The sequence below is a fragment of the Curtobacterium sp. MCSS17_006 genome (assembly GCF_003234215.1).
GTDB lineage: Bacteria > Actinomycetota > Actinomycetes > Actinomycetales > Microbacteriaceae > Curtobacterium > Curtobacterium flaccumfaciens.
In genome coordinates this window covers 129,284-151,721 of the sequence record NZ_QKSO01000009.1, presented here as the reverse complement: position 1 = coordinate 151,721, position 22,438 = coordinate 129,284, and the positions used below count along the sequence as shown (strand labels likewise).

At 71.3% G+C, this 22,438-nt stretch carries 21 protein-coding genes and 1 tRNA gene; 10 read left to right on the top strand and 12 right to left on the bottom strand.

Annotation, left to right across the window (positions count from 1 at the left end; genetic code table 11):
- Nucleotides 1-49: 49 nt before the first annotated feature.
- A complete protein-coding gene (def, locus tag DEJ21_RS10700) occupies nt 50-625 on the bottom strand; it encodes a peptide deformylase (RefSeq protein WP_111224568.1) in 576 nt (191 codons plus the stop codon).
- 39 nt (nt 626-664) lie between these two features.
- Here def and DEJ21_RS10695 point away from each other — a divergent pair, with 39 nt between their 5' ends.
- The 6 genes from DEJ21_RS10695 to DEJ21_RS10670 all read left to right on the top strand — a co-directional run bounded on the left by DEJ21_RS10695 (nt 665) and on the right by DEJ21_RS10670 (nt 5,625).
- The gene (locus tag DEJ21_RS10695) at nt 665-1,579 is read left to right on the top strand and encodes a DMT family transporter (RefSeq protein ID WP_171907811.1); all 915 of its coding nucleotides are present in this window, start codon (nt 665-667) and stop codon (nt 1,577-1,579) included.
- A gap of 113 nt (nt 1,580-1,692) precedes the next feature.
- Nucleotides 1,693-2,904, top strand: a complete 1,212-nt coding sequence (locus DEJ21_RS10690; protein WP_111224567.1) for a glycosyltransferase — start codon at nt 1,693-1,695, stop codon at nt 2,902-2,904.
- A gap of 13 nt (nt 2,905-2,917) precedes the next feature.
- Nucleotides 2,918-2,992, top strand: a tRNA-Ile gene (locus tag DEJ21_RS10685).
- A gap of 97 nt (nt 2,993-3,089) precedes the next feature.
- Nucleotides 3,090-4,124, top strand: a complete 1,035-nt coding sequence (locus DEJ21_RS10680; protein ID WP_309146989.1) for an AI-2E family transporter — start codon at nt 3,090-3,092, stop codon at nt 4,122-4,124.
- Nucleotides 4,121-4,966, top strand: a complete 846-nt coding sequence (locus tag DEJ21_RS10675) for a DUF1684 domain-containing protein (protein ID WP_111224565.1) — start codon at nt 4,121-4,123, stop codon at nt 4,964-4,966. Before DEJ21_RS10680 ends, DEJ21_RS10675 begins: the two co-directional genes overlap by 4 nt.
- Nucleotides 4,967-5,124: 158 nt before the next feature.
- Entirely contained in the window at nt 5,125-5,625 is a 501-nt protein-coding gene (locus DEJ21_RS10670; protein ID WP_027465337.1) for a DUF3145 domain-containing protein, read from the top strand.
- Nucleotides 5,626-5,706: 81 nt separating this feature from the next.
- Here DEJ21_RS10670 and DEJ21_RS10665 read toward each other — a convergent pair whose 3' ends face one another.
- The 6 genes from DEJ21_RS10665 to aceE form a co-directional block, all read right to left on the bottom strand.
- Nucleotides 5,707-6,951, bottom strand: coding sequence for a beta-ketoacyl synthase (locus DEJ21_RS10665; protein WP_027465338.1), 1,245 nt, complete (start codon nt 6,949-6,951; stop codon nt 5,707-5,709).
- An 87-nt stretch (nt 6,952-7,038) separates the two neighbouring features.
- A complete protein-coding gene (locus tag DEJ21_RS10660; protein ID WP_017886710.1) occupies nt 7,039-7,287 on the bottom strand; it encodes an acyl carrier protein in 249 nt (82 codons plus the stop codon).
- A gap of 122 nt (nt 7,288-7,409) precedes the next feature.
- Nucleotides 7,410-8,462: a beta-ketoacyl-ACP synthase III gene (locus DEJ21_RS10655; protein ID WP_258375005.1), complete on the bottom strand. Its 1,053-nt coding sequence runs from the start codon at nt 8,460-8,462 to the stop codon at nt 7,410-7,412.
- A complete protein-coding gene (locus DEJ21_RS10650; protein ID WP_111039661.1) occupies nt 8,459-9,400 on the bottom strand; it encodes an ACP S-malonyltransferase in 942 nt (313 codons plus the stop codon). The genes DEJ21_RS10655 and DEJ21_RS10650 overlap by 4 nt, the downstream gene beginning before the upstream one ends.
- Before the next feature lie 95 nt (nt 9,401-9,495).
- A complete protein-coding gene (locus DEJ21_RS10645; protein WP_027465341.1) occupies nt 9,496-10,722 on the bottom strand; it encodes a CdaR family transcriptional regulator in 1,227 nt (408 codons plus the stop codon).
- A gap of 7 nt (nt 10,723-10,729) precedes the next feature.
- On the bottom strand, nt 10,730-13,474 hold the full coding sequence (gene aceE / locus DEJ21_RS10640) for a pyruvate dehydrogenase (acetyl-transferring), homodimeric type (RefSeq protein ID WP_071405343.1): 2,745 nt from the start codon (nt 13,472-13,474) through the stop codon (nt 10,730-10,732).
- A gap of 241 nt (nt 13,475-13,715) precedes the next feature.
- On the opposite strand from aceE, the gene DEJ21_RS10635 reads away from it, so the two are divergent.
- Entirely contained in the window at nt 13,716-14,204 is a 489-nt protein-coding gene (locus DEJ21_RS10635; RefSeq protein ID WP_071248033.1) for a peroxiredoxin, read from the top strand.
- A 56-nt stretch (nt 14,205-14,260) separates the two neighbouring features.
- On the top strand, nt 14,261-15,187 hold the full coding sequence (locus DEJ21_RS10630; protein ID WP_181435848.1) for an alpha/beta fold hydrolase: 927 nt from the start codon (nt 14,261-14,263) through the stop codon (nt 15,185-15,187).
- Between the two features lie 15 nt (nt 15,188-15,202).
- Here the strand turns inward: DEJ21_RS10630 and DEJ21_RS10625 are convergent, their stop codons facing one another.
- The 5 genes from DEJ21_RS10625 to DEJ21_RS10605 all read right to left on the bottom strand — a co-directional run bounded on the left by DEJ21_RS10625 (nt 15,203) and on the right by DEJ21_RS10605 (nt 19,696).
- Entirely contained in the window at nt 15,203-16,789 is a 1,587-nt protein-coding gene (locus DEJ21_RS10625) for an alpha/beta fold hydrolase (protein ID WP_111224564.1), read from the bottom strand.
- Nucleotides 16,786-17,772, bottom strand: coding sequence for an amino acid--[acyl-carrier-protein] ligase (locus DEJ21_RS10620; protein WP_220036571.1), 987 nt, complete (start codon nt 17,770-17,772; stop codon nt 16,786-16,788). The genes DEJ21_RS10625 and DEJ21_RS10620 overlap by 4 nt, the downstream gene beginning before the upstream one ends.
- The gene (locus DEJ21_RS10615; protein ID WP_111224563.1) at nt 17,769-18,944 is read right to left on the bottom strand and encodes an acyl-CoA dehydrogenase family protein; all 1,176 of its coding nucleotides are present in this window, start codon (nt 18,942-18,944) and stop codon (nt 17,769-17,771) included. Before DEJ21_RS10615 ends, DEJ21_RS10620 begins: the two co-directional genes overlap by 4 nt.
- Entirely contained in the window at nt 18,941-19,240 is a 300-nt protein-coding gene (locus DEJ21_RS10610) for an acyl carrier protein (RefSeq protein WP_111224562.1), read from the bottom strand. Before DEJ21_RS10610 ends, DEJ21_RS10615 begins: the two co-directional genes overlap by 4 nt.
- 81 nt (nt 19,241-19,321) lie before the next feature.
- Entirely contained in the window at nt 19,322-19,696 is a 375-nt protein-coding gene (locus DEJ21_RS10605) for a holo-ACP synthase (protein ID WP_035808449.1), read from the bottom strand.
- Nucleotides 19,697-19,802: 106 nt separating this feature from the next.
- Between DEJ21_RS10605 and DEJ21_RS10600 the strand changes: the two genes are divergently transcribed.
- Nucleotides 19,803-20,858: a hypothetical protein gene (locus tag DEJ21_RS10600; RefSeq protein ID WP_111224561.1), complete on the top strand. Its 1,056-nt coding sequence runs from the start codon at nt 19,803-19,805 to the stop codon at nt 20,856-20,858.
- A complete protein-coding gene (locus tag DEJ21_RS10595) occupies nt 20,855-22,429 on the top strand; it encodes a CoF synthetase (protein ID WP_258375004.1) in 1,575 nt (524 codons plus the stop codon). The genes DEJ21_RS10600 and DEJ21_RS10595 overlap by 4 nt, the downstream gene beginning before the upstream one ends.
- Nucleotides 22,430-22,438: the final 9 nt, after the last annotated feature.

Here is a 22,438-nt window from a genome sequence, read left to right as displayed (position 1 = left end):
CCGGACCATCGACGGGCTGGACGGCACCGGGTGCCGACGCCGACGGGCGTCAGCCCTCGGGGTGGTCGCGACCCGGCAACCAGGACTGGCCGGGGCCGCCCCAGCTGCTCTTGCGGATCGCCTTGGCGACCTGCTTGCCGTAGGGGTGCACCAGGCGGTCGGCGTAGAGCCAGCCGTCCAGGTGGTCGTACTCGTGCTGGAAGATCCGGGCCAGCCAGCCGTGCGCCTCGACCTCGAACGGGCTGCCGTGCTCGTCGAAGGCCCGCATCAGGGCGCCCTCGGAGCGGCGGAGCGGGAACCGCTCGCCCGGGATCGACAGGCAGCCCTCGGACTCCTCGTCTTCGTCGAGCTCCTCGACGGACTCGGGGACCGGGGGCGTGATCCACAGGACGGGGTTCACGGCGGCGCCCCGGTGCAGCACGTCGTCGTCGTCGGTGTAGGAGTACACGAACAGGCGCTTGCCGACGCCCACCTGCGGACCGGCCAGGCCGACGCCCGGGGCCAGGTCCATGGTCTCGAGCATGTCGGCGACGAGGGTGCGGAGGTCGTCATCGAACGCGGTGACCTCGGCTGCACGCTCGTGCAGGACGGGTTCGCCGGTGATGCGGATCGGGAGAACGGCCATTCACCCAGGTTATCCGGCGGGGGACGGTAGCCTCGACGCGTGACGACGGACCTCCAGCTGCCCGACGCCGTGAGCAACCTCACGCCGTTCCAGGCGCTGATGATCCCGGTGGCGCTGATCGGTGCGGTGTTCCTGTCGCTCGGGGCGCAGTTCCAGAGCCGCGGGGTGCAGCGCGTCGAAGCGCGTCTCGGTCGGCAGTCGAAGGGGCTGAGCGTCCGGCACGTCGTCGGGCTCGTCTCGAGCGGCTACTGGGTGCTCGGCACGCTCATGCTCGGCATCGCGGTGGTGCTCCAGCTGATCAGCATCACGTTCGCGCCCCTGATCGTCGTGCAGCCCCTGGGTGCCGTCGCCCTCGTCATCACGACGTGGTTCTCGTCGCGGTCGTCGGGTGTGCCGCTGGGTCGCCGTGCGCGGCGAGCGGTGTGGACGTGCATCATCGGCGTTGGCATCTTCGTCGGGATCGCGGCGTTCGTCGGGCACGAGAGCGCGATCACCCGTCAGCAGCTCGTCACCGTGCTGGTGATCCTGGCCGTCGTGCTGGTGCTCGTGCTGGTGTCGTTCCGTCTGGTGGCCAAGCACCGCAGTGCGCTGTACTACATCGTCGGGGCGGGGGTGCTCTACGGGTTCGTGGCGACGCTGGCCAAGGTGGTGCTGAACCGGTTCGTGAACGGCACTTTCGACTGGTTGACCGTGCTCGCCATCGTCGGGGTGGTCGTCGCGGCGTCGCTCGGTGGGTACTTCGTGCAGAACGCGTACTCGAGCGGCTCGGCCGACCTCGTGATCGCGGGGTTGACGGTGATCGACCCGATCGTCGCGGTCGGCATCGGCGTGATCGTGCTCGGCGAGGCCTCGGGGGCGCCGTGGTTCGCGGTCGCGGGGTTCGTGGTCGCAGCCGGCATCGCCATCACCGGGGTGTTCCTGCTCGCCAAGCACCACCCGCAGACCCGCGCCTGACGCAGCGCACCAGGTGCTCGCCGCCCTCATCCGCGCGGCTGACGCGACCGTCGATCCTGGTGCGATAGCGTCACTGCCGACCAGCCATCGCCCACGAGAGGACGAACTCAGCCGTGTCAGGAGACGCCACCACCGCCACCGCCGGACCGACGGAAGCGACGGGCGGTCACCGACCGTTGCGCGTGCTGATCGCAGCGGACACCTTCGCCCCCGACGTCAACGGCGCCGCCACCTTCGCCGAGCAACTCGCCGTCGGCCTGGCCGAGCGCGGCCACGAGGTGCACGTCGTGGCCCCGGCCTCGAGCCGCCACTACGGCACCTTCGACGAAGAGCACCGCGGCGTCACGCTCGTCGTGCACCGTCTGAAGTCGTACAAGTGGCCGCTGCACCCGTGGCTGCGCTTCGTCTGGCCGTGGAGCGTCCGGAAGTGGACCGGCCCGATCCTCGACGCCGTCAAGCCCGACGTGCTGCACATCCAGTCGCACGTGGTCATCGGCCGCGGCATCGTGCACGAGGCGAACGACCGGGGCATCCGGGTCATCGCGACGAACCACTTCATGCCGGAGAACCTGCTCGAGTACACGCCGTTCGGCAAGTGGACGCTGCCCCTCGCCCTGAAGATCGCGTGGAGCGACGCCGCCAAGACCTACCGGCTGGCGGACACCATCACGACGCCGACGAACCTGGCCGCCGACTACCTGCGGAAGGCCATCGCCGGCCAGCAGGTCCTCGCGATCTCGTGCGGTATCGACGCGTCGCGGTACGTGGCACGCGACGGACGCCCGGTCAACAACGACATCGTCTTCGTGGGTCGTGTGGCCCCCGAGAAGAACCTCGACGTGCTGGTCCGCGCGGTGGCGCTGCTGCCCGCCGAGCTGTCCGCGACGCTGACCATCGTCGGCGACGGCGAGATGATCCCGAAGCTGACCGCCTTGGCGAAGGAGCTCGGGCTCGAGGACCGCGTGCGGTTCCTGGGCTTCGTCTCCGACGAGCGCAAGCAGGAAGCCCTGACCAACGCGACGGTGTTCGCGATGCCGTCCACGGCGGAACTGCAGAGCATCTCCTCGCTCGAGGGCATGGCCTCGGGGCTGCCCGTCGTCGCCGCCGACTCGATGGCGCTGCCGCACCTGATCGACGGCAACGGGTACCTGTTCACCCCGGGTGACGTGGACGACCTGGCGGCGAAGCTCACGACGGTGCTCACCGCGCCCGAGTCGGAGTACGTGGCGATGCGGGATCGCAGTCTGGCCATGATCGAGGCACACGACATCAACCGCACGCTGTCGACGTTCGAGTCGCTGTATCGTGGTGAGCCGGTGGCCTGAGGGTCTCCGGCGAGGGGCGGTAGCCAAGCTGGTCAAGGCAGTCGGCTCATAACCGAACGATCCGCGGGTTCGAGTCCCGCCCGCCCTACGTGCACATGCCAAGGAAGCGCGACACGTCGCAGGACGACCACGCACCGACACCGAACGTCACCTTCGAGGTGACCCGTGGCGGTACCGGTGTGCGCGTGAACGCCTTCCGCCTCGGGTTCATGGGCGCCATCGGGGTGCTCGTCGCGCTGCTCGCCGGTGCGATCATCAACGAGCTCAGCACGGTGCTGGTCTACATCGGGGTCGCACTGTTCCTGGCACTCGGCATCGACCCGCTCGTGTCGTTCCTGGAGCGCATCATCCCGCGCTGGTCCGCCATCACGATCGTCGTGGTCGCGGTGCTCGGGGCCTTCGCCGGCATCGTCTTCGCCGTGATGCCGATCCTGGTGGAGCAGGCGTCGAACCTGATCCAGAACTTCCCCGACATCGTGCAGGACATCTCGCAGCAGCAGTGGGTGCAGGACCTGTCGAAGCAGTTCGCCGGGTCGTTCGACATCGACCACGCCCTGCAGTCGCTGCAGTCGTTCGTCGAGAAGCCGGGCAACCTGCTCAGCGTCGGCGGCGGGATCCTGGCGGTCGGCAGCGGCATCCTGTCCGGGGTCACCGGGGCGCTCATCGTCATCATCCTGATGCTCTACTTCCTCGCGTCGATGCGGGGCATGAAGCGTGCGACGTACCGGTTCGTGCCCGCGTCGCGCCGCCAGAACTTCATCGACGTGAGCGAGCAGATCACGCAGGCTGTCGGCCGCTACGTCGTCGGGCAGGTCTCGCAGGCACTGATCAACGGCATCCTGAGCTTCTTCTTCCTGCTCATCATCGGCGCGCCGCTGCCGGTGCTGCTCGCGTCGTTCGCGTTCCTCGGTTCGCTCATCCCGCTCGTCGGCACGCTCGCCGCCGCGATCGTCATCTCGCTGCTCTGCTTCTTCGCGTCGCCGGCCACCGCCCTCGCCGCTGCCATCTACTACCTCGTCTACATGCAGGTCGAGGCCTACCTGATCTCCCCGCGCATCATGTCGCGAGCCGTCCAGGTGCCCGGCGCCCTCGTGGTCATCGCGGCGGTCGCGGGCGGCACGATCGGCGGCGTGCTCGGCGCGCTCGTGGCGCTGCCCGTCGCGGCGTCGGTCATCATCATCGTGCAGAAGGTCATCTACCCCCGCCAGGAGCAGGCGTGACGAGCGGCACCGGCGCAGCCGACGACGCGGTCGTCGCCGCCTTCGCCGAGCACGTCCACGACCGTGACCGCTGGGCGCGCAGTGCCCGTGGGCCGCTCGCCCTGGTGAACGCCCAGCACGTCGACCACCCGCAGCCGGTCTGGCCGGTCCCCGGGACGTGGGCCCCGGCGGTCGGCGGACTCACCGTGACGGCCGAGGCCGCCGACGGTGTCGTCGTCGACGGCGTCCCGGTCGACGGTACGGTCCTGGTGGCCGGGGACACCGCCGTCGTGCCGTCGACCGTCGCGCTGCCGGACGGCTTCGCCGGCACCGTCAGCGGCGGCACGCTGCGCGTCTGGGACCCGTCGTCCGAGGCGATCGCCCGGTTCGCGCAGATCGCCCGCTTCGCGTGGTCCGGAGACTGGGTGACGTCCGGCACGTACGTCCCGCTGGTGGGAGACGCCCTGGAGGCCCGTGGCAGCGTCCGCGACGCCGCCGGCGACGCCCTGCCGGTCGCCGGACACGTCGAGACCGTCGTGGGTGGTGCAACGGTGCGGTTCGTCGCCGTCCGGTCGGCTGCCCACCGCGGAGCCCCGCGGCTGCAGCTCATCGTGCAGGACGCCACGAGCGCCCTGCCCGAGGACGACCCGGGCAGCACCTACTCGATGGGTCGGTTCCTGTACCTCGACGACCCCGGCATGCAGGCGACGGTCGAGCTCGACTGGAACCTGCTGGTCCTGCCGCCGTGCGCGTTCTCGTACCAGTACGCGTGCCCGATCCCACCGGAGGACAACCGTGTCCCGGTGCCGATCACCGCGGGGGAGCGACACCCGGTCGACGCGAACGGTGCCGTCCTGCACTGATCGGGGTCGGTTCCTTGCCGTTCCCAGCCGCAGCGCTGCATAATGGGCGTGTCCCGTCGGGACATCACAATCGCATACCGATGGTTCCGTGGCCCCTCGGGTCAGGATCCTCCGCACCAGGTCGATGGGGAAGTCGCACCTGACGTATCGGAGGAACCGTGAACGGAACGACGACAGGAGTGCTCTACGTGCACTCCTCACCCCGCGCGCTCTGCCCGCACGTCGAATGGGCAGCAGGTCGCGCGATGAACCGCGCCGTGAACTTCTCGTGGCTCGACCAGCCCGCGCAGGACGGTGCGCGCCGGACCGAGTACACGTGGACCGGTGCGGTGGGCGCCGGTGCTGCGATCGCGTCGGCCCTGCGCGGGTGGGAACACCTGCGGTACGAGGTCACCGAGGAGCCGACGAGCGCCTCGGACGGCGGTCGCTGGATGCACACGCCCGACCTCGGGGTGTTCTACGCGCAGACCGACGTCACGGGCAACATGGTCATCCCCGAGGACCGGGTGCGCTACGCGATGGAGGTCGCGGGCAGCAACGCCCTCGAGCTGCACCGTGAGCTCCGGCTCGCACTCGGGCAGGCCTGGGACGACGAGCTCGAGCCCTTCCGCCACGCGGCCGAGGGCAACCCGGTCGTCTGGCTGCACCGCGTCGGCTGAGCCGACCACCGGACCGGCCACCGGAACGACGGAAGCCCGCCCCGACGACGCGGGACGGGCCTCCTGGCAGGGTGTTCCGGATCAGACGCTGCGGAACGCGACCACGGCGTTGTGGCCGCCGAAGCCGAACGAGTTGCTGACCGCGAGCAGGTCGCCCTCGGGCAGCGCTCGCGGCTCGCGGGCGACGTCCATGACGATCTCCGGGTCCTGGTCGTGCAGGTTGATCGTCGGCGGGGCGACGCGGTTGTGCAGCGCGAGGACGGTGAAGACCGCCTCGATCGCACCGGCACCACCGAGCAGGTGGCCCGTCGAGGCCTTGGTCGCGGACACCACGACGTCGTCCAGGTGGTCGCCGAAGACCCGACGCATCGCGTGGTACTCGGCGACGTCACCGACGGGGGTCGAGGTGGCGTGCGCGTTGACGTGCACGACGTCCTCGATGCTCGCGTCGGCGTGCTCGAGGGCCTGCAGGACCGCACGGGCGGCGGCGCTGCCCTCGGGGTCCGGCGCGGTGATGTGGAAGGCGTCCGAGGTGATGCCGGAGCCGGCGACCTCGGCGTAGATGGTCGCGCCGCGGGCTTCCGCGTGCTCCTTCGACTCGAGGATGAGCGCCGCTGCGCCGTCACCGAGCACGAAGCCGTCACGCGTGACGTCGTACGGACGCGATGCGGTCTCGGGGGAGTCGTTCCGGCGCGACAGGGCCTGCATCGCGGCGAACGCGGCCAGCGGGAGCGGGTGCAGCGCGGCCTCGGCGCCACCGGTGATGACGATGTCGGCGTCGCCGTCGGCGATGTGCCGGTACGCCTCGGCCAGCGACTCGGTCGAGGACGCGCAGGCGGACAGGTAGGTGCGGGCGCCACCACGGGCGCCGAACTCCATCTCGATGGCGGCGGCGGGGCCGTTCGCCATGAGCATCGGGACCGTCATCGGCAGGACGCGACGCGGACCCTTCTCGCGCAGGGTGTCCCACGCGTCGAGCAGCGTGTTCACGCCGCCGATGCCGGTCGCCCAGTCGACGATGAGGCGCTCGGGCACGACCGACTCGTCGTCGATGCCGGCGTCGGCCCAGGCCTCGCGCGCCGCGACGAGCGACAGCTGCGACGAGGGGTCGAGGCGCTTCGACTCGGGGCGGGTGAGCTGGTCGGTGAGGAACCGGCGCGCCTGGCCGGCGAACTCCACGGGGAGTTCGAGCTCGGCGTAGCGGGGGTCCTCGATGCGGGTGATGCCGGACTTGCCGGCGAGCAGCGCGTCCCAGGTGTCCGGGGCGGTCGCGGCGAGGGGTGAGATCGCACCGATCCCGGTGACGACGACGGTCTTCTTGGTCATGGGACGACGTGCTCTTTCGTTGGGGTGAACAAGATGAGCGCCGCGGCCCGCAGGGGTCCGCGGGCCGCGGCGCTCAGGAAGCTCGTGTCAGGCCTGGGCCTTGACGATGTAGTCGACCGCGTTGCCCACGGTCTTGAGGTTCTTGACCTCTTCGTCCGGGATCTTCACGTCGAACTTCTCCTCGGCGTTGACCACGATGGTCATCATCGAGATGGAGTCGATGTCGAGGTCGTCCGTGAAGGACTTGTCGGCGGCGACGGTGTCGGTGGCGATACCGGTCTCGTCGTTGATCAGCTCGGCCAGGCCGGCGAGGACTTCTTCGTTGGACAGGGCCATGAGTGTTCTCCTTGAAGGGGGGTGTCGTTTGACCGTTGACCAGCCTAGGGCACGCGGGGTCCGGGTGCGCGGAGGCTCGTCGGGATGGGGACCGGGCGCGCGGGTGCGCGACCGGACGGGGATCAGGGGAGGACGACCACCTGGGCGCCGAACACGAGTCCGGCGCCGAAGCCGATCTGCAGGGCGAGGCCGCCCGACAGGTCCGGGTGCTCCTCGAGCAGGCGGTGCGTTGCGAGCGGGATGCTCGCGGCAGAGGTGTTGCCGGTGGTGGTGATGTCGCGGGCGATCGTCACCGTCTCGGGCAGGCGGAGCTGCTTGGCGAACTCGTCGATGATGCGGATGTTCGCCTGGTGCGGCACGAACGCGGCGAGGTCCTCGGGGCGGACGCCGGCGGTCTCGAGCGCCTGGCGGGCGACCTTGACCATCTCCCAGACGGCCCAGCGGAACACCGTCTGCCCGGCCTGGCGCATGGTCGGACGCGGTGCCCCGGCCTCCCACTCGTTGTAGGTCGCGGTCATGCCGATGGCGTCCCACTTCGAGCCGTCGGAGCCCCAGATGGTGGGGGCGATGCCCGGGAAGTCGCTCGGGCCGATCACGGCGGCGCCGGCACCGTCCCCGAGCAGGAACGAGATGGACCGGTCGGTCGGGTCGACGACGTCGCTGAGCTTCTCGGCGCCGACGACCAGCACGTGGTCGGCGAGCCCGGACTTGATGAACGAGTCGGCCTGGGCGATGCCGTAGGCGTACCCGGCACAGGCGGCGCTGATGTCGTACGCGGCGGCCGGGGTGGCGCCGATGCGCTCGGCGAGCAGCGACGCCATCGACGGGGTCGCCACGGTGTGCGTGACGGTGCTCACGAGCACGACGCCGATCTGGTCGGGGGACAGGCCGGCCTTCTCGATGGCCTCGCGTGCGGCTGCCTCGGCGAGGTCGACGGCCTCGACGTCCTTGCCCGCGCGCTTGCGGGTGATGATGCCGGTGCGCTGGCGGATCCACTCGTCGGACGAGTCGATCGGGCCGACGAGGTCGTCGTTCGGCACGACGTTCTCGCCGCGGGCGGCGCCGAACGCCAGGATCCGGGTGAACTCGTGGCCGCGGCGCTGCTGGAGCAGCGGGCGCGCGGATCCGGTCGGGAGGCCCGTGGGGGCGTCCGTCGGGGTGGTCGGGTCGGTCATGCGGTTGCGTCTGCTTCCTGGCCCGCGCGCTGCAGCAGGTCGATCGCTGCAGGCAGGTCGTCGGGGGTCTTGATGGCGACGGTCGGCGTGCCGCGGAGGCCGCGCTTCGCCAGGCCGACGAGGGCACCGGCGGGTGCGAGCTCGATGATGCCGGTCACGCCAGCGGTGGAGAAGGACTCCATGACCGCGTCCCAGTGCACGGGGTTCGCGATCTGCTGGACCATGAGGTCGACGAAGCGGCGCCCGTCGTCGACCCGGGAGCCGTCGGCGTTCGTCCAGATCGGCAGGGTCGGGTCCTGCACGGTGGCGGCAGCCGCGACCGGGGCGACCCGTTCGACGGCGGGGGCCATGTACCGGGTGTGGAACGCACCGGCCACGGCGAGCGGGATCACCCGGGCCTTGGCGGGCGGGTCGGCGGCGAGGGCGGCGATGGCGTCTGCAGCACCGGCGACGACGGTCTGGCCGCCGCCGTTGTGGTTCGCGGGCACCAGGCCGTGCTCGGCGAGGGCTGCGGCCACCGCATCGGCGTCGCCACCGAGGACGGCGGCCATCGAGGTCGGCTCGAGCGCGGCGGCGTCCGCCATGGCCCGGCCGCGCTCGGCGACCAGGGCGACGGCGTCGGTCGGCTCGAGGATCCCGGCGACCGCGGCGGCGGTGAACTCGCCCACCGAGTGTCCGGCGACCCCGCCCACCAGGGCACGACGGCCCTCGGCGAGCAGTGCGTCGGCGGTCACCAGGCCGGCGGCCACGATGAGGGGCTGTGCGAGCGCGGTGTCCTTGATGGTGTCCGCGTCGGAGTTCGTGCCGTGCTCGGCGAGGTCGACGCCGATCGACTCCGACCACTGCCCGACTCGTTCACGAACGGTGGCGTCCTCGAGCCAGGGGGCGAGGAAGCCGGGGGTCTGGGAGCCCTGTCCGGGCGCGACGACGACGATCACCGGACAATCCTCGCGTTCTCGCCCCGCGGGGCCCGTGTGGACTTCCCACACGAATCCCCGCGGGACATTGTCGGTTCTCTACCGTCCGGAGCGCTCTAGCGTCGGGGCGTGATGCGGCGACGGCCGGTCGCGGACTCGGACATCGCGCCGAGGATGAGCGCCGACTGCACGATCAGGGCGTCCCGGGCGTGCGTGGCGTCCCACCCGATGATGTCGGCGACCCGGCGCAGGCGGTAGCGCACGGTGTTCGGGTGCACGAAGAGCTCGCGCGCCGTGGCCTCGAGCGACCGGCCGGTGTCCAGGTAGCACCACAGCGTCTGCAGGAGCTCGGTGGACTGGTCCTTGAGCGGGACGTAGATGCGCTGCACCAGGGCCGACCGGGCGAGCGGGTCGCCGGCCAGGGCACGTTCGGGCAGCAGGTCGTCGGCCAGGGCCGGGCGGGGCACGCCGCGCCAGGCACGCGCGACGGCGAACCCGGCGAGGGCGGCCTTCGCGCTGGTCGAGGCGTCGACGACCCCGGGGACCTCGTTGCCGAGCACCAGGTGCCCCTCGCCGAACAGCGGCTCGAGGGCCTGCGCGATGGTCGTGAAGGAGACGGGCTCCTCGCCCTCGGGGACGTCGTCGCGCGGGGTGGCGCGGCCGATCACCACGACGAGCCGCGATCCCTGGACCCCGACGAGCACGTCGGCGTCCATGTGCCGTGCGGTGCGGCGGACCTGGTCGACCTCGAGCTGCTTCGGTGCGGTGCCGACGAGCACCGCGACCTCGCCGTGGCCGTGCCACCCGAGGGCGGCGATGCGGGAGGGCAGTTCGTCGTCGTACTCGCCGGAGAGGATCGAGTCGACCACGAGCGCTTCGAGCCGGGCGTCCCACAGGCCGCGGGCCTCGGCCGCGCGGGCGTAGACGTCGGCTGCGGCGAACGCGATGTCGCGGGAGTACTTGAGGATCGCCTCCTGCAGCATCTCGTCGTCGGCGGCGCGTTCCTCGACCACGGTCACCACGACGCGGATGAGCTGCAGGGTCTGCTGCAGGCTCACGGAGCGCAGGAGTTCCCGCGGGGCGGACCCGAAGACGTCGGCCGCGGCGATCCACGGCGTCGACGCGGTGCCCTCGAGCCAGCTGATGAACGAGGTGATGCCGGCCTGGGCGACGAGGCCCACGGCGGAGCGGCGCCCCGGTGGCATCTCGCTGTACCAGGGGAGCGTGTCCTCGAGCCGCTTGATCGTGGCGGTGGAGAGTTCTCCGGACACCTGACGGAGCCAGGAGAGCGCACGCTCGCGCGCGCTCTCCTGGCTCTCGTGGTCCGGGCGGACCGTCGTCACGGGTTGATCAGCTCTCGCCGCCCGCGCTGCCGGTGGTGCCGGCGGTCACGTCGTGCAGGCGGTACTTGTCGATCGCCTGCTGGACGAGCGCGCCGTCGACCTTGCCCTGGCGGGCGAGCTGCTGCAGCGTCCGCACGACGACCGAGGGGCCGTCGATGTGGAAGAAGCGGCGAGCGGCCGGACGGGTGTCCGAGAAGCCGAAGCCGTCGGCGCCGAGCGTGGCGTAGTCGGTCGGCACGAACGGGCGGATCTGCTCCTGCACCAGGTGCATGAAGTCGCTCACGGCGACGACCGGCCCCTCGGTGCCGAGCAGCCGCTCGGTGACGAACGGCGTGCGGGCTGGCTCGTTCGGGTTGAGGAACGCCTGCTGCTCGGCGGCCACACCGTCGCGGTACAGCTCACCCCAGCTCGTGACGCTCCAGACGTCGGCCGACACGCCCCAGTCCTCGGCGAGGAGCTGCTGCGCCTCGAGGATCCACGGCACGGCGACACCGGACGCGAGCAGCTGGGCCTTCGGACCGTCGTGCTCGCTCGCCTTGAGCAGGTACATCCCCTTGAGGATGCCCTCGACGTCGACGCCCTCGGGCTCGGCCGGCTGCACCAGCGGCTCGTTGTAGACCGTCAGGTAGTACATGACGTTCGGGTCGGCGTGCTTCGGCGAGCCGTCCTCGTTCGTGCCGTACATGCGGTCGAGGCCGGCCTTGACGATGTGGCCGATCTCGTAGCCGTACGCCGGGTCGTACGAGACGACGGCCGGGTTCGTCGTGGCGAGGAGCGGCGAGTGGCCGTCCGCGTGCTGCAGGCCTTCACCCGTCAGCGTGGTGCGGCCGGCGGTCGCGCCGATCATGAAGCCACGGGTCATCTGGTCGCCGGCGGCCCAGATGGCGTCGCCGGTGCGCTGGAACCCGAACATCGAGTAGAAGACGTAGACCGGGATGAGCGGCTCGCCCTGCGTCGAGTACGAGGTGCCGACCGCGGTGAACGCCGCGAGGGCGCCCGCCTCGTTGATGCCGACGTGGATGATCTGGCCCTGCGGGCTCTCCTTGTAGGCCAAGAGGAGTTCGCGGTCGACCGACGTGTAGTGCTGGCCGTTCGGGTTGTAGATCTTCGCCGACGGGAAGTAGGCGTCCATGCCGAACGTGCGTGCTTCGTCCGGGATGATCGGGACCACGCGGTCACCGAAGTCGGGCGAGCGCAGCAGGTCCTTCAGCAGGCGTGCGAACGCCATGGTGGTGGCGACCTCCTGCTTGCCGGAGCCCTTCTTGACGACCTGGTACTTCGAGTCGTCCGGCAGCGTGAACTGCGTGTACTTCGTGCGACGTTCCGGCACGTAGCCACCGAGCGCGCGACGACGCTCGTGCATGTACTGGATCGCCTCGTCGTCGTTGCCCGGGTGGTAGTACGGCGGCGTGTACGGGTTTTCCTCCAGCTGCGCGTCGGAGATCGGGATGCGCATCTCGTCGCGGAACTGCTTGAGGTTGTCGAGCGTGAGCTTCTTCATCTGGTGGGTCGCGTTGCGGCCCTCGAAGCTCGGGCCGAGGCCGTAGCCCTTGACCGTCTTCGCCAGGATGACGGTCGGCTGGCCCTTGTGCTCGGTCGCGGCCTTGAACGCGGCGTAGACCTTGCGGTAGTCGTGGCCACCGCGCTTGAGGTTCCAGATCTGGTCGTCGGTGTAGTCCTTGACGAGCTCGAGCGCCTTCGGGTCGCGCCCGAAGAAGTTCTCGCGCACGTAGGCACCGTTCTCGGCCTTGTACGTCTGGTAGTCGCCGTCCGGCGTCTGGTTCATCAGGTTGAGGAGCGCGCCCTCGGTGTCACGGGCGAGCAGGTCGTCCCACTCGCGGCCCCAGACGACCTTGATGACGTTCCAGCCGGCACCGCGGAAGAACGCCTCGAGCTCCTGGATGATCTTGCCGTTGCCACGGACCGGACCGTCGAGTCGCTGCAAGTTGCAGTTGATGACGAAGTTCAGGTTGTCGAGGCCGTCGTTCGCGGCGACCTGGAGCTGCCCGCGGGACTCGACCTCGTCCATCTCGCCGTCGCCCAGGAACGCCCAGACCTGCTGGTCCATGGCGTCCTTGATGCCGCGGTTCGACAGGTACTTGGCCTGCTGCGCCTGGTAGATCGCGTTGATCGGGCCGATGCCCATCGACACGGTCGGGAACTGCCAGAAGTGCGGCATGAGGCGCGGGTGCGGGTACGACGACAGACCGCCGCCGGCGTGCGACTTCTCCTGCCGGAACCCGTCGAGCTGGTCCTCGGAGAGGCGACCTTCCATGTACGCGCGGGCGTACATGCCGGGGGAGGCGTGGCCCTGGAAGAAGACCTGGTCACCACCGGAGGGGTGGTCCTGCGCGCGGAAGAAGTGGTTGTAGCCGACCTCGTACATCGCGGCGCTCGACGCGTACGTCGAGATGTGGCCGCCGACCCCGATGCCGGGACGCTGTGCGCGGTGCACCGTGATGGCCGCGTTCCAGCGGATCCAGCGGCGGTACCGGCGCTCCAGCTCTTCGTCGCCGGGGAACTCCGGCTCGTTCTCCGGCGCGATGGTGTTCACGTAGTCCGTCGTCGGGACCATCGGCACACCGAGGTGCAGTTCCTTGGACCGCTTGAGCAGGCTCAGCATGATCTCGCGACCGCGCTGGTGTCCGTGGGTCTGGACCAGCCCGTCGAGGGACTCACGCCATTCGGCGGTCTCCTGCGGATCCTGGTCGTTCGCCCCGGCGCTGTACGGGTCCTGGTCGTTCACCGTCACCCTTGACCTCGTTCGTTCTCGTGGTGGTGGACATGGTGGCTCCGGTGGTCGGGTCGCGACCGGCTGGGGCCCCGTCCACTCTAGGCCCCAGGACCGACGCTCATGCTGATGGTGACGTGCAGGTGGACGGGTGCTTGCATTCGCGTGTCGTCGGCGTAGCATGGCCGATCGTGCACACGCGATCCGCGGCGCACGGACCCGACGGGCACACCCCACGCCCGAGGAAGAAGCACACGTAGCGATGGCACTGGAGATCGGCTCACTCGCGCCGGACTTCGAGCTCCCGAACCAGTTCGGTGAGCACGTCCGACTCAGCGACTTCCGTGGCAACCGCCCGGTCGCACTCGTCTTCTTCCCGCTGGCGTTCTCGTCCGGGTGCACGAACGAGCTCTGCACCCTGCAGGACAACATCACGATGTTCCAGGACCAGCGCATCGAGCTGCTCGGCATCTCGGTCGACTCGAAGGCGACGCTCCGGTCGTTCGCCGAGACGAACGGCTACGACTTCGAGCTGCTCGCCGACTTCTGGCCGCACGGCGCCGTCTCGAAGGAGTACGGCGTGTTCCTCGAGAACAAGGGCTTCGCCACCCGCGCGACCTTCGTCATCGACGTGCAGGGCCGCATCAAGGCCTCGATCATCACCGAGCCTGGCCTGCAGCGCGACGTCGCCGAGTACAAGGCGGCCCTCGACCGGCTCGCCGCCTGCTCGGCACCCGTCCCCGTCGGCTAGCGTTCCGAATCCCTCCTGAACGACGCGTCCGCGTCGGCGGTCGGACAGGAGGCCCGGTGCACGCCATCGACACCGACCCACGTGGTCGCGGGGTCACCGCTGATGCGTACGCCCCGTACCCGGTGCGCGTCACGCCCGGCGCCTGGGGGCTGACCCGCACGGTCGTGGAGGCCCCGACCGGGCCAGTCGTGGTGCACCACCGCGCCGGCCCGGACCCGCTCCTGCTGCTGCACGGCGTCGCCGGTTCCTGGTCGACGTGGACGCCGTTGCTGCGCGCCGCTGACGGGATCGGGGACCGCGGGCTGGTGCTCGTCGACCTGCCCGGCTGGGGGTCCTCGCCGGCTCCCGACGGTCCGCTCGGGCTCGACGCCGTCACGGGTGCCGTGTCGGCGGTCCTCGGTGCGCTGGGCCTCGGCGCGGTCGACGTGGTCGGGCACTCCATGGGAGCGTTCGTCGGGTTGCACCTGGCGGTGGTGGCGCCCGAGCGGGTGCGGTCGCTCGCCCTGGTGTCCGGTACCACGGTCGCGACCGCCGGCGCGGCTCGGCACCCGGTGCGGGCGCTCGGCACCCTGCCGGCGTTCACCCTGCTGCGTGCGGGCCTCACGGTGACCGGTGGCACCGCTCGTCCGCTGCTCCGGGGGATCGCGCGGATCGGTCTGCTGCCGCTCGTCGCGGCGCCGGTGTTCACGCACGTGCGACGCCTGGACCCGAGCGTGCTCGAGGCCTTCGTCGAGGAGCTCCGGCCGGAGCAGTTCACCGAGGCGGCACGGTCGGCGGCTGCGTACGACGTCGACCGGTGGCGTGCGATCACCTGCCCGGTGACGGCGATCGCCGGACAGGACGACGTGTTCGCCCGCGTCTCGGACCTCGAGGCGCTGCGGGTGCTCGTGCCGCAGGTCCGGACGGTGCTGCTCGACGACTGCGGGCACTTCGCCCACGTCGAGCGTCCCGACGCGGTCGCGCGGGAGCTCGGCCTGCGCTGAGCCGGGCGGGCCGCGTCAGGTGTGGACGGGGAACGTCGCCGCGACGCGGGAGCGCACCTCGGCGACGACGGCCCCGCGCATCGTCGGGGAGAACAGCGCGTGGTCGCCGTCCTCGACGCGGACGACGGACACCGACCCGCGGCGGTCGTCGCCGGGCCAGCGCCGGACGGCCTTCTGCCCACCGAGTCGGTCGAACAGGGCGGCGTCCTCGGGAGCGACGATCACGACGACGTCGGTGCCGTGCTCGACGAGCGGGCGGACGTGGCCGACGACCCCGCCCATCCGGTCGCGACGGGCGATCCGGTCGCGGACGGCCTTCGGCACGAAGCGGTTGTACCGCTCGCGCACCCACACCCGGGCGGGCGACGGGGCGTCGATCGCCCGGACTCCGTCGGCGTACGAGCCGGGCTCGGCCGGGACGCGACGGTAGTCGTTCGGGCTGATCTCGACGACCAGGCGCGGGGCCTCCTCGACGGCGCGGCCCGCGACCCAGGCGCCGGCGCACATGCCGACGAGCACGAGCCGGTCCGAGGGGGTGGCGAGTGCGGTGACGACGGCGGACTGGTCCTCCACCCACTCCTGCGCGAACAGGAAGCTCCGCTCGTCCTCGTGCACGCCGGTGCTCTCGCCGGTGGCACGGCGGTCGACGCGGACGACCCGGGCGCCGTCGCGGGCGAGGGCGCGGGCGAGTTCGACCTGGTAGTCGGTGGCCCCCACGCGGTGTTCGGCGCCGCCGCTGTGGAGCACGACGACGGGAGCGTCGTGGTGCTGGGCGGACGAGACGGTCTCGATCCCGAACAGGCCCTGTTCACCGAGGTGGACGATGCGCTCCGACACGCGACCGTCGACGTCGAGGACCTCGTCGAGGACGGGCGTGCGGACGGTCACCGCCGTCTCGGGCGCCCAGGTGTCGAGCCAGGCGACGACGGTGTCGACGGCCGCTCCGGGGATGCGGGCGTGGATGCTCGTGCCGTCGAGGAGCTCGGCGCTGCCGGTGACCTCGGTCACGTCGACGCCACCGAGGGGCTTCGGCGGCCGGGCACCCGGGCGGACGAGCGCGACGGTGGGCCCGGTGCGCGGGGTGAAGGCGAGGTCCGCGAGCGCGGCGGCTTCGTCGGGCTCGACGTCGAACCCGATCAGGCTCTCGACGCCGTCGACCACGCGGTCGGCACCGATCGTGATGGTCGCGAGGGCGCGTTGCCGACGGAGCCACCCCTTGCCCGATGCCGGGGCGTCCCAGACGACGAGGCCGTCGGTGTCCGCGGCCGCGTTCGCCGCGACGAGGGCCGCCGAGGCCAGCCCGACGAAGGCGACGTGCTGCACCCCCGTCGTGCGGAGCACGGCGGCGGCGTGGCGTGCGGACCGTACCTGCGCGTCGGGCGCGGTGTCGGGTGCGCCGTCACCACGTCCGGACGGGTCGTAGCGCACCGAAGCGATGCCACGGGCCTCCAGGCGGTCGGCCAGCAGACGGAGCGTGCGGTACGCGATGACGCCCTCCTGCCCGAGCGGCGGGCAGATGACGACGCCGGCGCGCGCGGCGGCGGGGAGCTGGACCGCGGCGCGGATCGCCGGCGATCCGGACCAGCCGTGCAGCGTGGTCACAGGGCGAGGGCGGCGCGGGCGGACGCCGGCCAGGCGTCGAGGTCCGTGCCGTGGGCGGCGAACAGGGCGATGGTGATGCGCTCCAGGCCGAACGCGATGCAGGCGCTGTGCGCGACCTCTCCGTCCTCGGTGCGGAGGCCGAACGAGGTGCCGAAGTGGTCCTCGTGCAGGTTCGCGGAGCTGATCGCGGTGGCGTCGTGGTCGGGGCCGTAGACCTTCGTCACGAACTCGAACTTGAGCGCCTGCTCGACCTGGTTGCGGGCGAGCATCTGCCCGACGCGGCCGAAGAAGGGGTCGTTGGCGGGGACGACGTCGATCTCGAGCCCGAACGACTCGAGCAGCGCGCGCATCACCGGGATGCTGCCGTCGCGGTGGGCCGCTGCGGACGCGGGGGTGCCGACGTGCACGAACTCGTGCATGTGGAACGCCTGCAGGCGCATCGGGTCGAGCGAGGGCTCCCGGCGGAAGGAGTCGCCGAGGACGTCGAAGAACCGGCCCTGCTGCGGCACGGTGTCGCCGATCAGGCCGTAGACCGGGTGGCAGACCGCGGGGGTGAGCATGAGGTCGGCCGGCTCGAGGAACCCCTCCCAGCGCTCACCGCGCTCGCGGGCGGCGAGCAGTGCGCGGTGGGTGCGGTCGTCGCCGGTGAACCCGGAGATCGACGCGGCGAGGTCCGGGAACGACGCGATGTAGTCGGTGCGCTCGAAGGACGCGAGCGGCTCGACCGGCGGGAAGCGCAGGACCTCGGCGCCGAGGTGCTGCTGGCTGCGGACCGCTGCGGCGTCGACTGCGGCGTACACGCGCTCGAAGACCCCGGTGCGGCCGTAGAGGCCGGGCGTGCCGAGGTCGAGGAGCACGCCGTCGGTGAGCAGCCGGGCGCGGAGGGCGGCGCGGGCGGCGTCGAGCGCGGCGGTGGCGTCCGCACCGGCGGTGTCCGCGGTGGTGGTGTCGGTGCTGTGCGTGGTGGTGTCCGTGATCGTCACAGGATCACTCCCGTCATGATGGCCAGGTCGGCGTCGTTCTTGAGGAGACGGTCGTTGCTCACCATGACGGCGGCCCCGTGGGCGTCTCGGAGGTGTCGGGCGATGCTCATCGGACCCGAGGCGGCGTAGCCGGCGATCCCGACGATGCGCAGCGCCTTCGTGACGATGTCGGTGACGCGTTCGGACGCACCGATCTTCAGGGCGTTCGCGGCGAGGGCGTACGCGCTCGAGGCCAGCACGTCCGGGTCGTCGGCTGCGGCGTCGAACCGTTCGGCGGCGTGGCGCACCGAGTCGGCGAGGGCCTGCAGGTCGACCAGGAGCTCGGCGAGCCGGAGCGCACCGGGCGGGGTCGTCCCGACGGCGGCGCGGGCCTGCTTCCGGACGGCGCTGCGGGCACGTTCGGCGGAGGAGACCGCGATGCCGAGCCAGACCGAGGCCCAGAGCACGTGCGACACCGGCAGGACGGTCTGGGCGGAGATCGCGGCGTAGTCGTCGCGGAACACCCGGTCGGTCGTCGTCTCGGTGTCGAGGATCCACCCGTTGCTGCACGTGCCGCGGAGGCCCATGGTGTCCCACGTGGACGTCTGCGACAGGACCATCGCGTCGGTGCGGCAGATGAGCAGCCGCTGGTCCGACGCCGGGGCGTCCGGGTCGCGGCGGGCGGTGACGAACACCGCGTCGGCCTCGGTGGCGTACGAGATCACCGGCGCGTCCTTGCGCAGGCGGATCCGGCCGTCGTCGGTCGGCTCGATGGAACACGTGGACCGCCGGGCGTCGCCGCCGACGCCGCGCTCGGTGGTGGCCGACGCGACGAGGGCTCCGCCGCGGACGGCCTCGATGGTCTCGAGCACGCCGGCACCGTCGCCGCCGTGCCGCCAGAGCGCCATGACCTGACCCTGGTGCATCGCGAACACCATGCCGGTCGCGGCGCAGGCCCGGCCGAGTTCGGTCGCGATCGCGGAGAGCTCGGCCACGGAGGCGCCCTCGCCACCGTGCTCGGTCGGCACCGCGGCCGCGAGCAGGCCGTACTCCCGCATCGCGGCGATGGCCTCGCGCGGGGGCCGGGCGTCGCGGTCGACCTCGTCGGCGAACTGTGCGGCGACCTCGGCCACCGCGCTCGCACGCTCGGCGAAGCGGTCGACGACCGACGGTGCCGGCAGGACCAGGGTCACGAGGCGAGCTCCGCGGCGAGCTCCGCCGCGGCGGTGATCGACTCGACGCTCGCGAAGGTGGAACGGTTCAGCACGGAGTCGGGGAACTCGACGTCGAGGTCCGACTCCACCGCGAGCATCACGTTCACGGTGGCGTGCGAGGTCAGGCCGAGGGCGTAGAGGTCGGCGATCGACGCGACATCCCACGCGTCGACCGTCAGCCGGCCGTGCTCGGCGAGGGCGCGACGGACGGCCCGGTCGGTGGCCGGGTCGGCGATCGTCGTGGTGCTGCTGGAGGGGTTCGGGTCCTGTTCCATGACTGCAACCGTAAAGAGGAACGGCCCTCGGGAAACCGCCGTGCAGGTGCGGGAAACCGCACCCCTGTCCGGAGCGCCGGGTCAGCGCTCCGAGAGGGCCACCGCCGTCGCCACCGCGAGCCCCCGTTCGTGTGCCAACGAGACCGCGATCGGGCCGCACCCGATCGACTCCGCCAGCGCCGCGGCCGCCCCGGACAGCTCGACCGTGGGGGCCCCGTCGGCATCGAGCACGACGGCGACGTCCCGCAGCGGGATCGCCTGGTCCGGAGCCGGCCGGAGCAGCTTCACGACGGCCTCCTTGCCCGCGAACCGGGCAGCGAGGCGCTCCGGGTCGTCGCCGGTGTCGGTGCGTTCCCGCAGGGTGAACACCCGGTCCAGGTACCGTTCGCCGTGCGCCGTCACGGCGTCGACGACGTCCTCGACCGCGGCGAGGTCGGTGCCGGTGCGGATGGTCATCACGAGGAGCAGGCTACGCACCGGTTGTCCACAGTGCATGCCCTGACCGGCATGGGGGACACCGGGGGTTCGTATGATCGTCGCCAGGGACCACCGAGGGGGAACGATGGCATCACCGTGGACGGGCATCATCGAGGACGCGCGGCACTACCCGTCGCCGCACAACTCGCAACCGATCGTCGTGCGCGTCGAGGACGACCGCACCGCGACCGTGTTCTACGACCTGCGACGGGGGTTGCCGGCGGAGTCGTTCGGCATCCCGTTCGGGCACGTCTGCGCCGGGGTGTTCCTGGCCGGGCTCGACGTGGTGGCACGGGCGCACGGGTTCACCGTGCAGGAACGGCTCGACCACGCCGAGATGGACTTCGGTCGGCTCGACGCTGGTCCGGGGCACGACGCGACGGCGGACGACCACCTGCACCGGCTGGGCACGGTGACGTTGCGTCCGCACGTGGTCACCGCGGACGACCGGGAGGCCCTGGCCGGCTTCCTCGCACGGCGCACCTCACGCAGGCCCTACGACGCAACGCTCGTCGACGCCTCCGCGATCGAGGCCGCGTCCGCCATCGCGTCGGCGGCCGGGCAGCGCTTCCGCACCACCGACGACCGGGCCACGGTCGACGAGATCGTGCGCGTCAACCAGGAGACCCTGTTCGACGACCTGCAGCACGACGCCGTGCACGACGAGATCCTGCACTGGCTGCGGTTCTCGAAGCGACAGGCAGCGGCCACCGGCGACGGGCTGTCCGCCGAGACGATGCTCATGCCCGGTCCGGTGTTCCGGTTCGCCATGGAGCACCGCGGACTCTGGCAGGCCCCGGGCATCGGCGGGGTCTTCCGCAGGGTCTACCTGTCCACCATGCGGGGCGTCCGACAGCTCGCCTGGCTCGAGGGACCGTTCAGCACCCCGGCCGAGTACGTCGAGGCCGGACGGGTCTTCATGCGCATCTGGCTGGAGTTCTCCGCCCGCGGCATCGCCATGCACCCGTTCGGCACCGTGATCACCAACCCGCGGTCTCACGCCGCGTTCGTCGAACGCGCGGGCGTCGACGAGTCCGACGGGCGGATGGCCTGGATGCTGTTCCGCTTCGGACACAGCGACCCACCACCCCTGGCACACCGCCGACCCGCAGCAGCGATGACCGTCGGGGGGACCCGGTGAAGCGCGCAGCGGTGTTCTCGGTGGTGTGGGTGGTCGAGACCTTCGTCGCACTGTTCATGCCCCGCGTCGGCACCCACAAGCTCCTGCTCACGCCCGGCATCGAGCCGCTCCGCTGGACCCTCGGACGCTGGCGCGCCTGGCGGACCGCGGAACGGGCTGCGAAGCGGGTCCCCGCGTACCGGGCGTTCCTGGCGGAGTCGGGACGGGCCTCCAGGCTCGACACCCGTGGCGGGATCGCCGCGGCGATCTCGGGCCTCCCCGAGATGGACAAGGACTCCTACGTCAAGCGCTGGAGCATCCCGGAGCGCTGCATCGACGGACGCCTGCCCCGACGCGGCGTCGTCGTCGACGAGTCCAGCGGCTCGAGCGGCACCCCGACCAGCTGGGTGCGCGGCCCCGACGAACGCCAGGCCACCCGACAGCTCCTGCAGCTCGGGTTCTCCCGCACCGCGAAGGACCTGTCCAAGCAGCCGTTCGTGCTCAACGCCTTCTCGCTCGGGGCCTGGGCCACCGGGATGAACGTGACCGCCTCGCTCACCGAGTCCTCCATGATCAAGTCGATCGGCCCGGACCGCGACAAGATCGTCCAGACGATGCGCGAGTTCGGCACCGACTTCACCTACATCATCTGCAGCTACCCACCGTTCCTGAAGGCCCTGTTCGAGGACGACCGGCTCGACTGGAGCCAGTACACGATCGTCGCCGCGTTCGGGGGCGAGGGCATCAGCGAGAACATGCGCGCCCACATCGAGCAGTACGCGCAGGCCGTCCTCGGCTCCTACGGGGCGAGCGACCTCGAGATCAACCTCGGCATCGAGACACCGTTCAGCGTGCAGCTCCGCCGGGCGATCGCCGCCTCACCGGAACTCTCCGCCGCCCTGACCAAGCAGAGCGAGTACGGGGTGCTCCCGATGGTGTTCCAGTTCAACCCGTTCGGCTACCTGATCGAGACGAACGACCTCGGCGAACTCGTCGTCACCATCGCCCGCTCCGAGAACATCAGCCCCCGCATCCGGTACAACATCCACGACCGCGGACACGTGGTGCGGATGAAGGACCTCCGCTCCGTGCTGCGGGCGACGGGGCACGCGGCGCTCGCCGCCGAGGCCGAGCTCGACCTGCCGCTGCTGTTCCACTACGGCCGGTCCGACCTGTCCGTCGACTACAACGGGGCAGTCGTCGCACCCGACGTGGTGCGGGACGTCGTGTACGGCGACCCGGAGCTGCTCGAGGCCGTCGAGAACCACCGGCTGATCAGCTACGAGGACGACCACGGTGACCGGCAGCTGCACATCGCGTTCCAGCTCGCCTCGGGTGCCGGCGGGTTCGACGCGGATACCGCCCGGGGCGACGTGATCGCCGAGCTGCGGCGGTTGAACAAGGACTTCTCGAACGCGATCCGCACGGCGCCACCCGGCACGCTGCCGACCGTCGCGTTCTACCCGTACCGGACGGGGCCGTTCCGCGAGGACGGCAAGAAGCTCAAGAACGAGTACGTGTGGCAGCTGCCGGCCGGGTCGGTCGAGCAGTGGGGCCTCGACCTGTCGTGGGTCGCGGCGAAGGAGGCCTGAGCCGAGCCG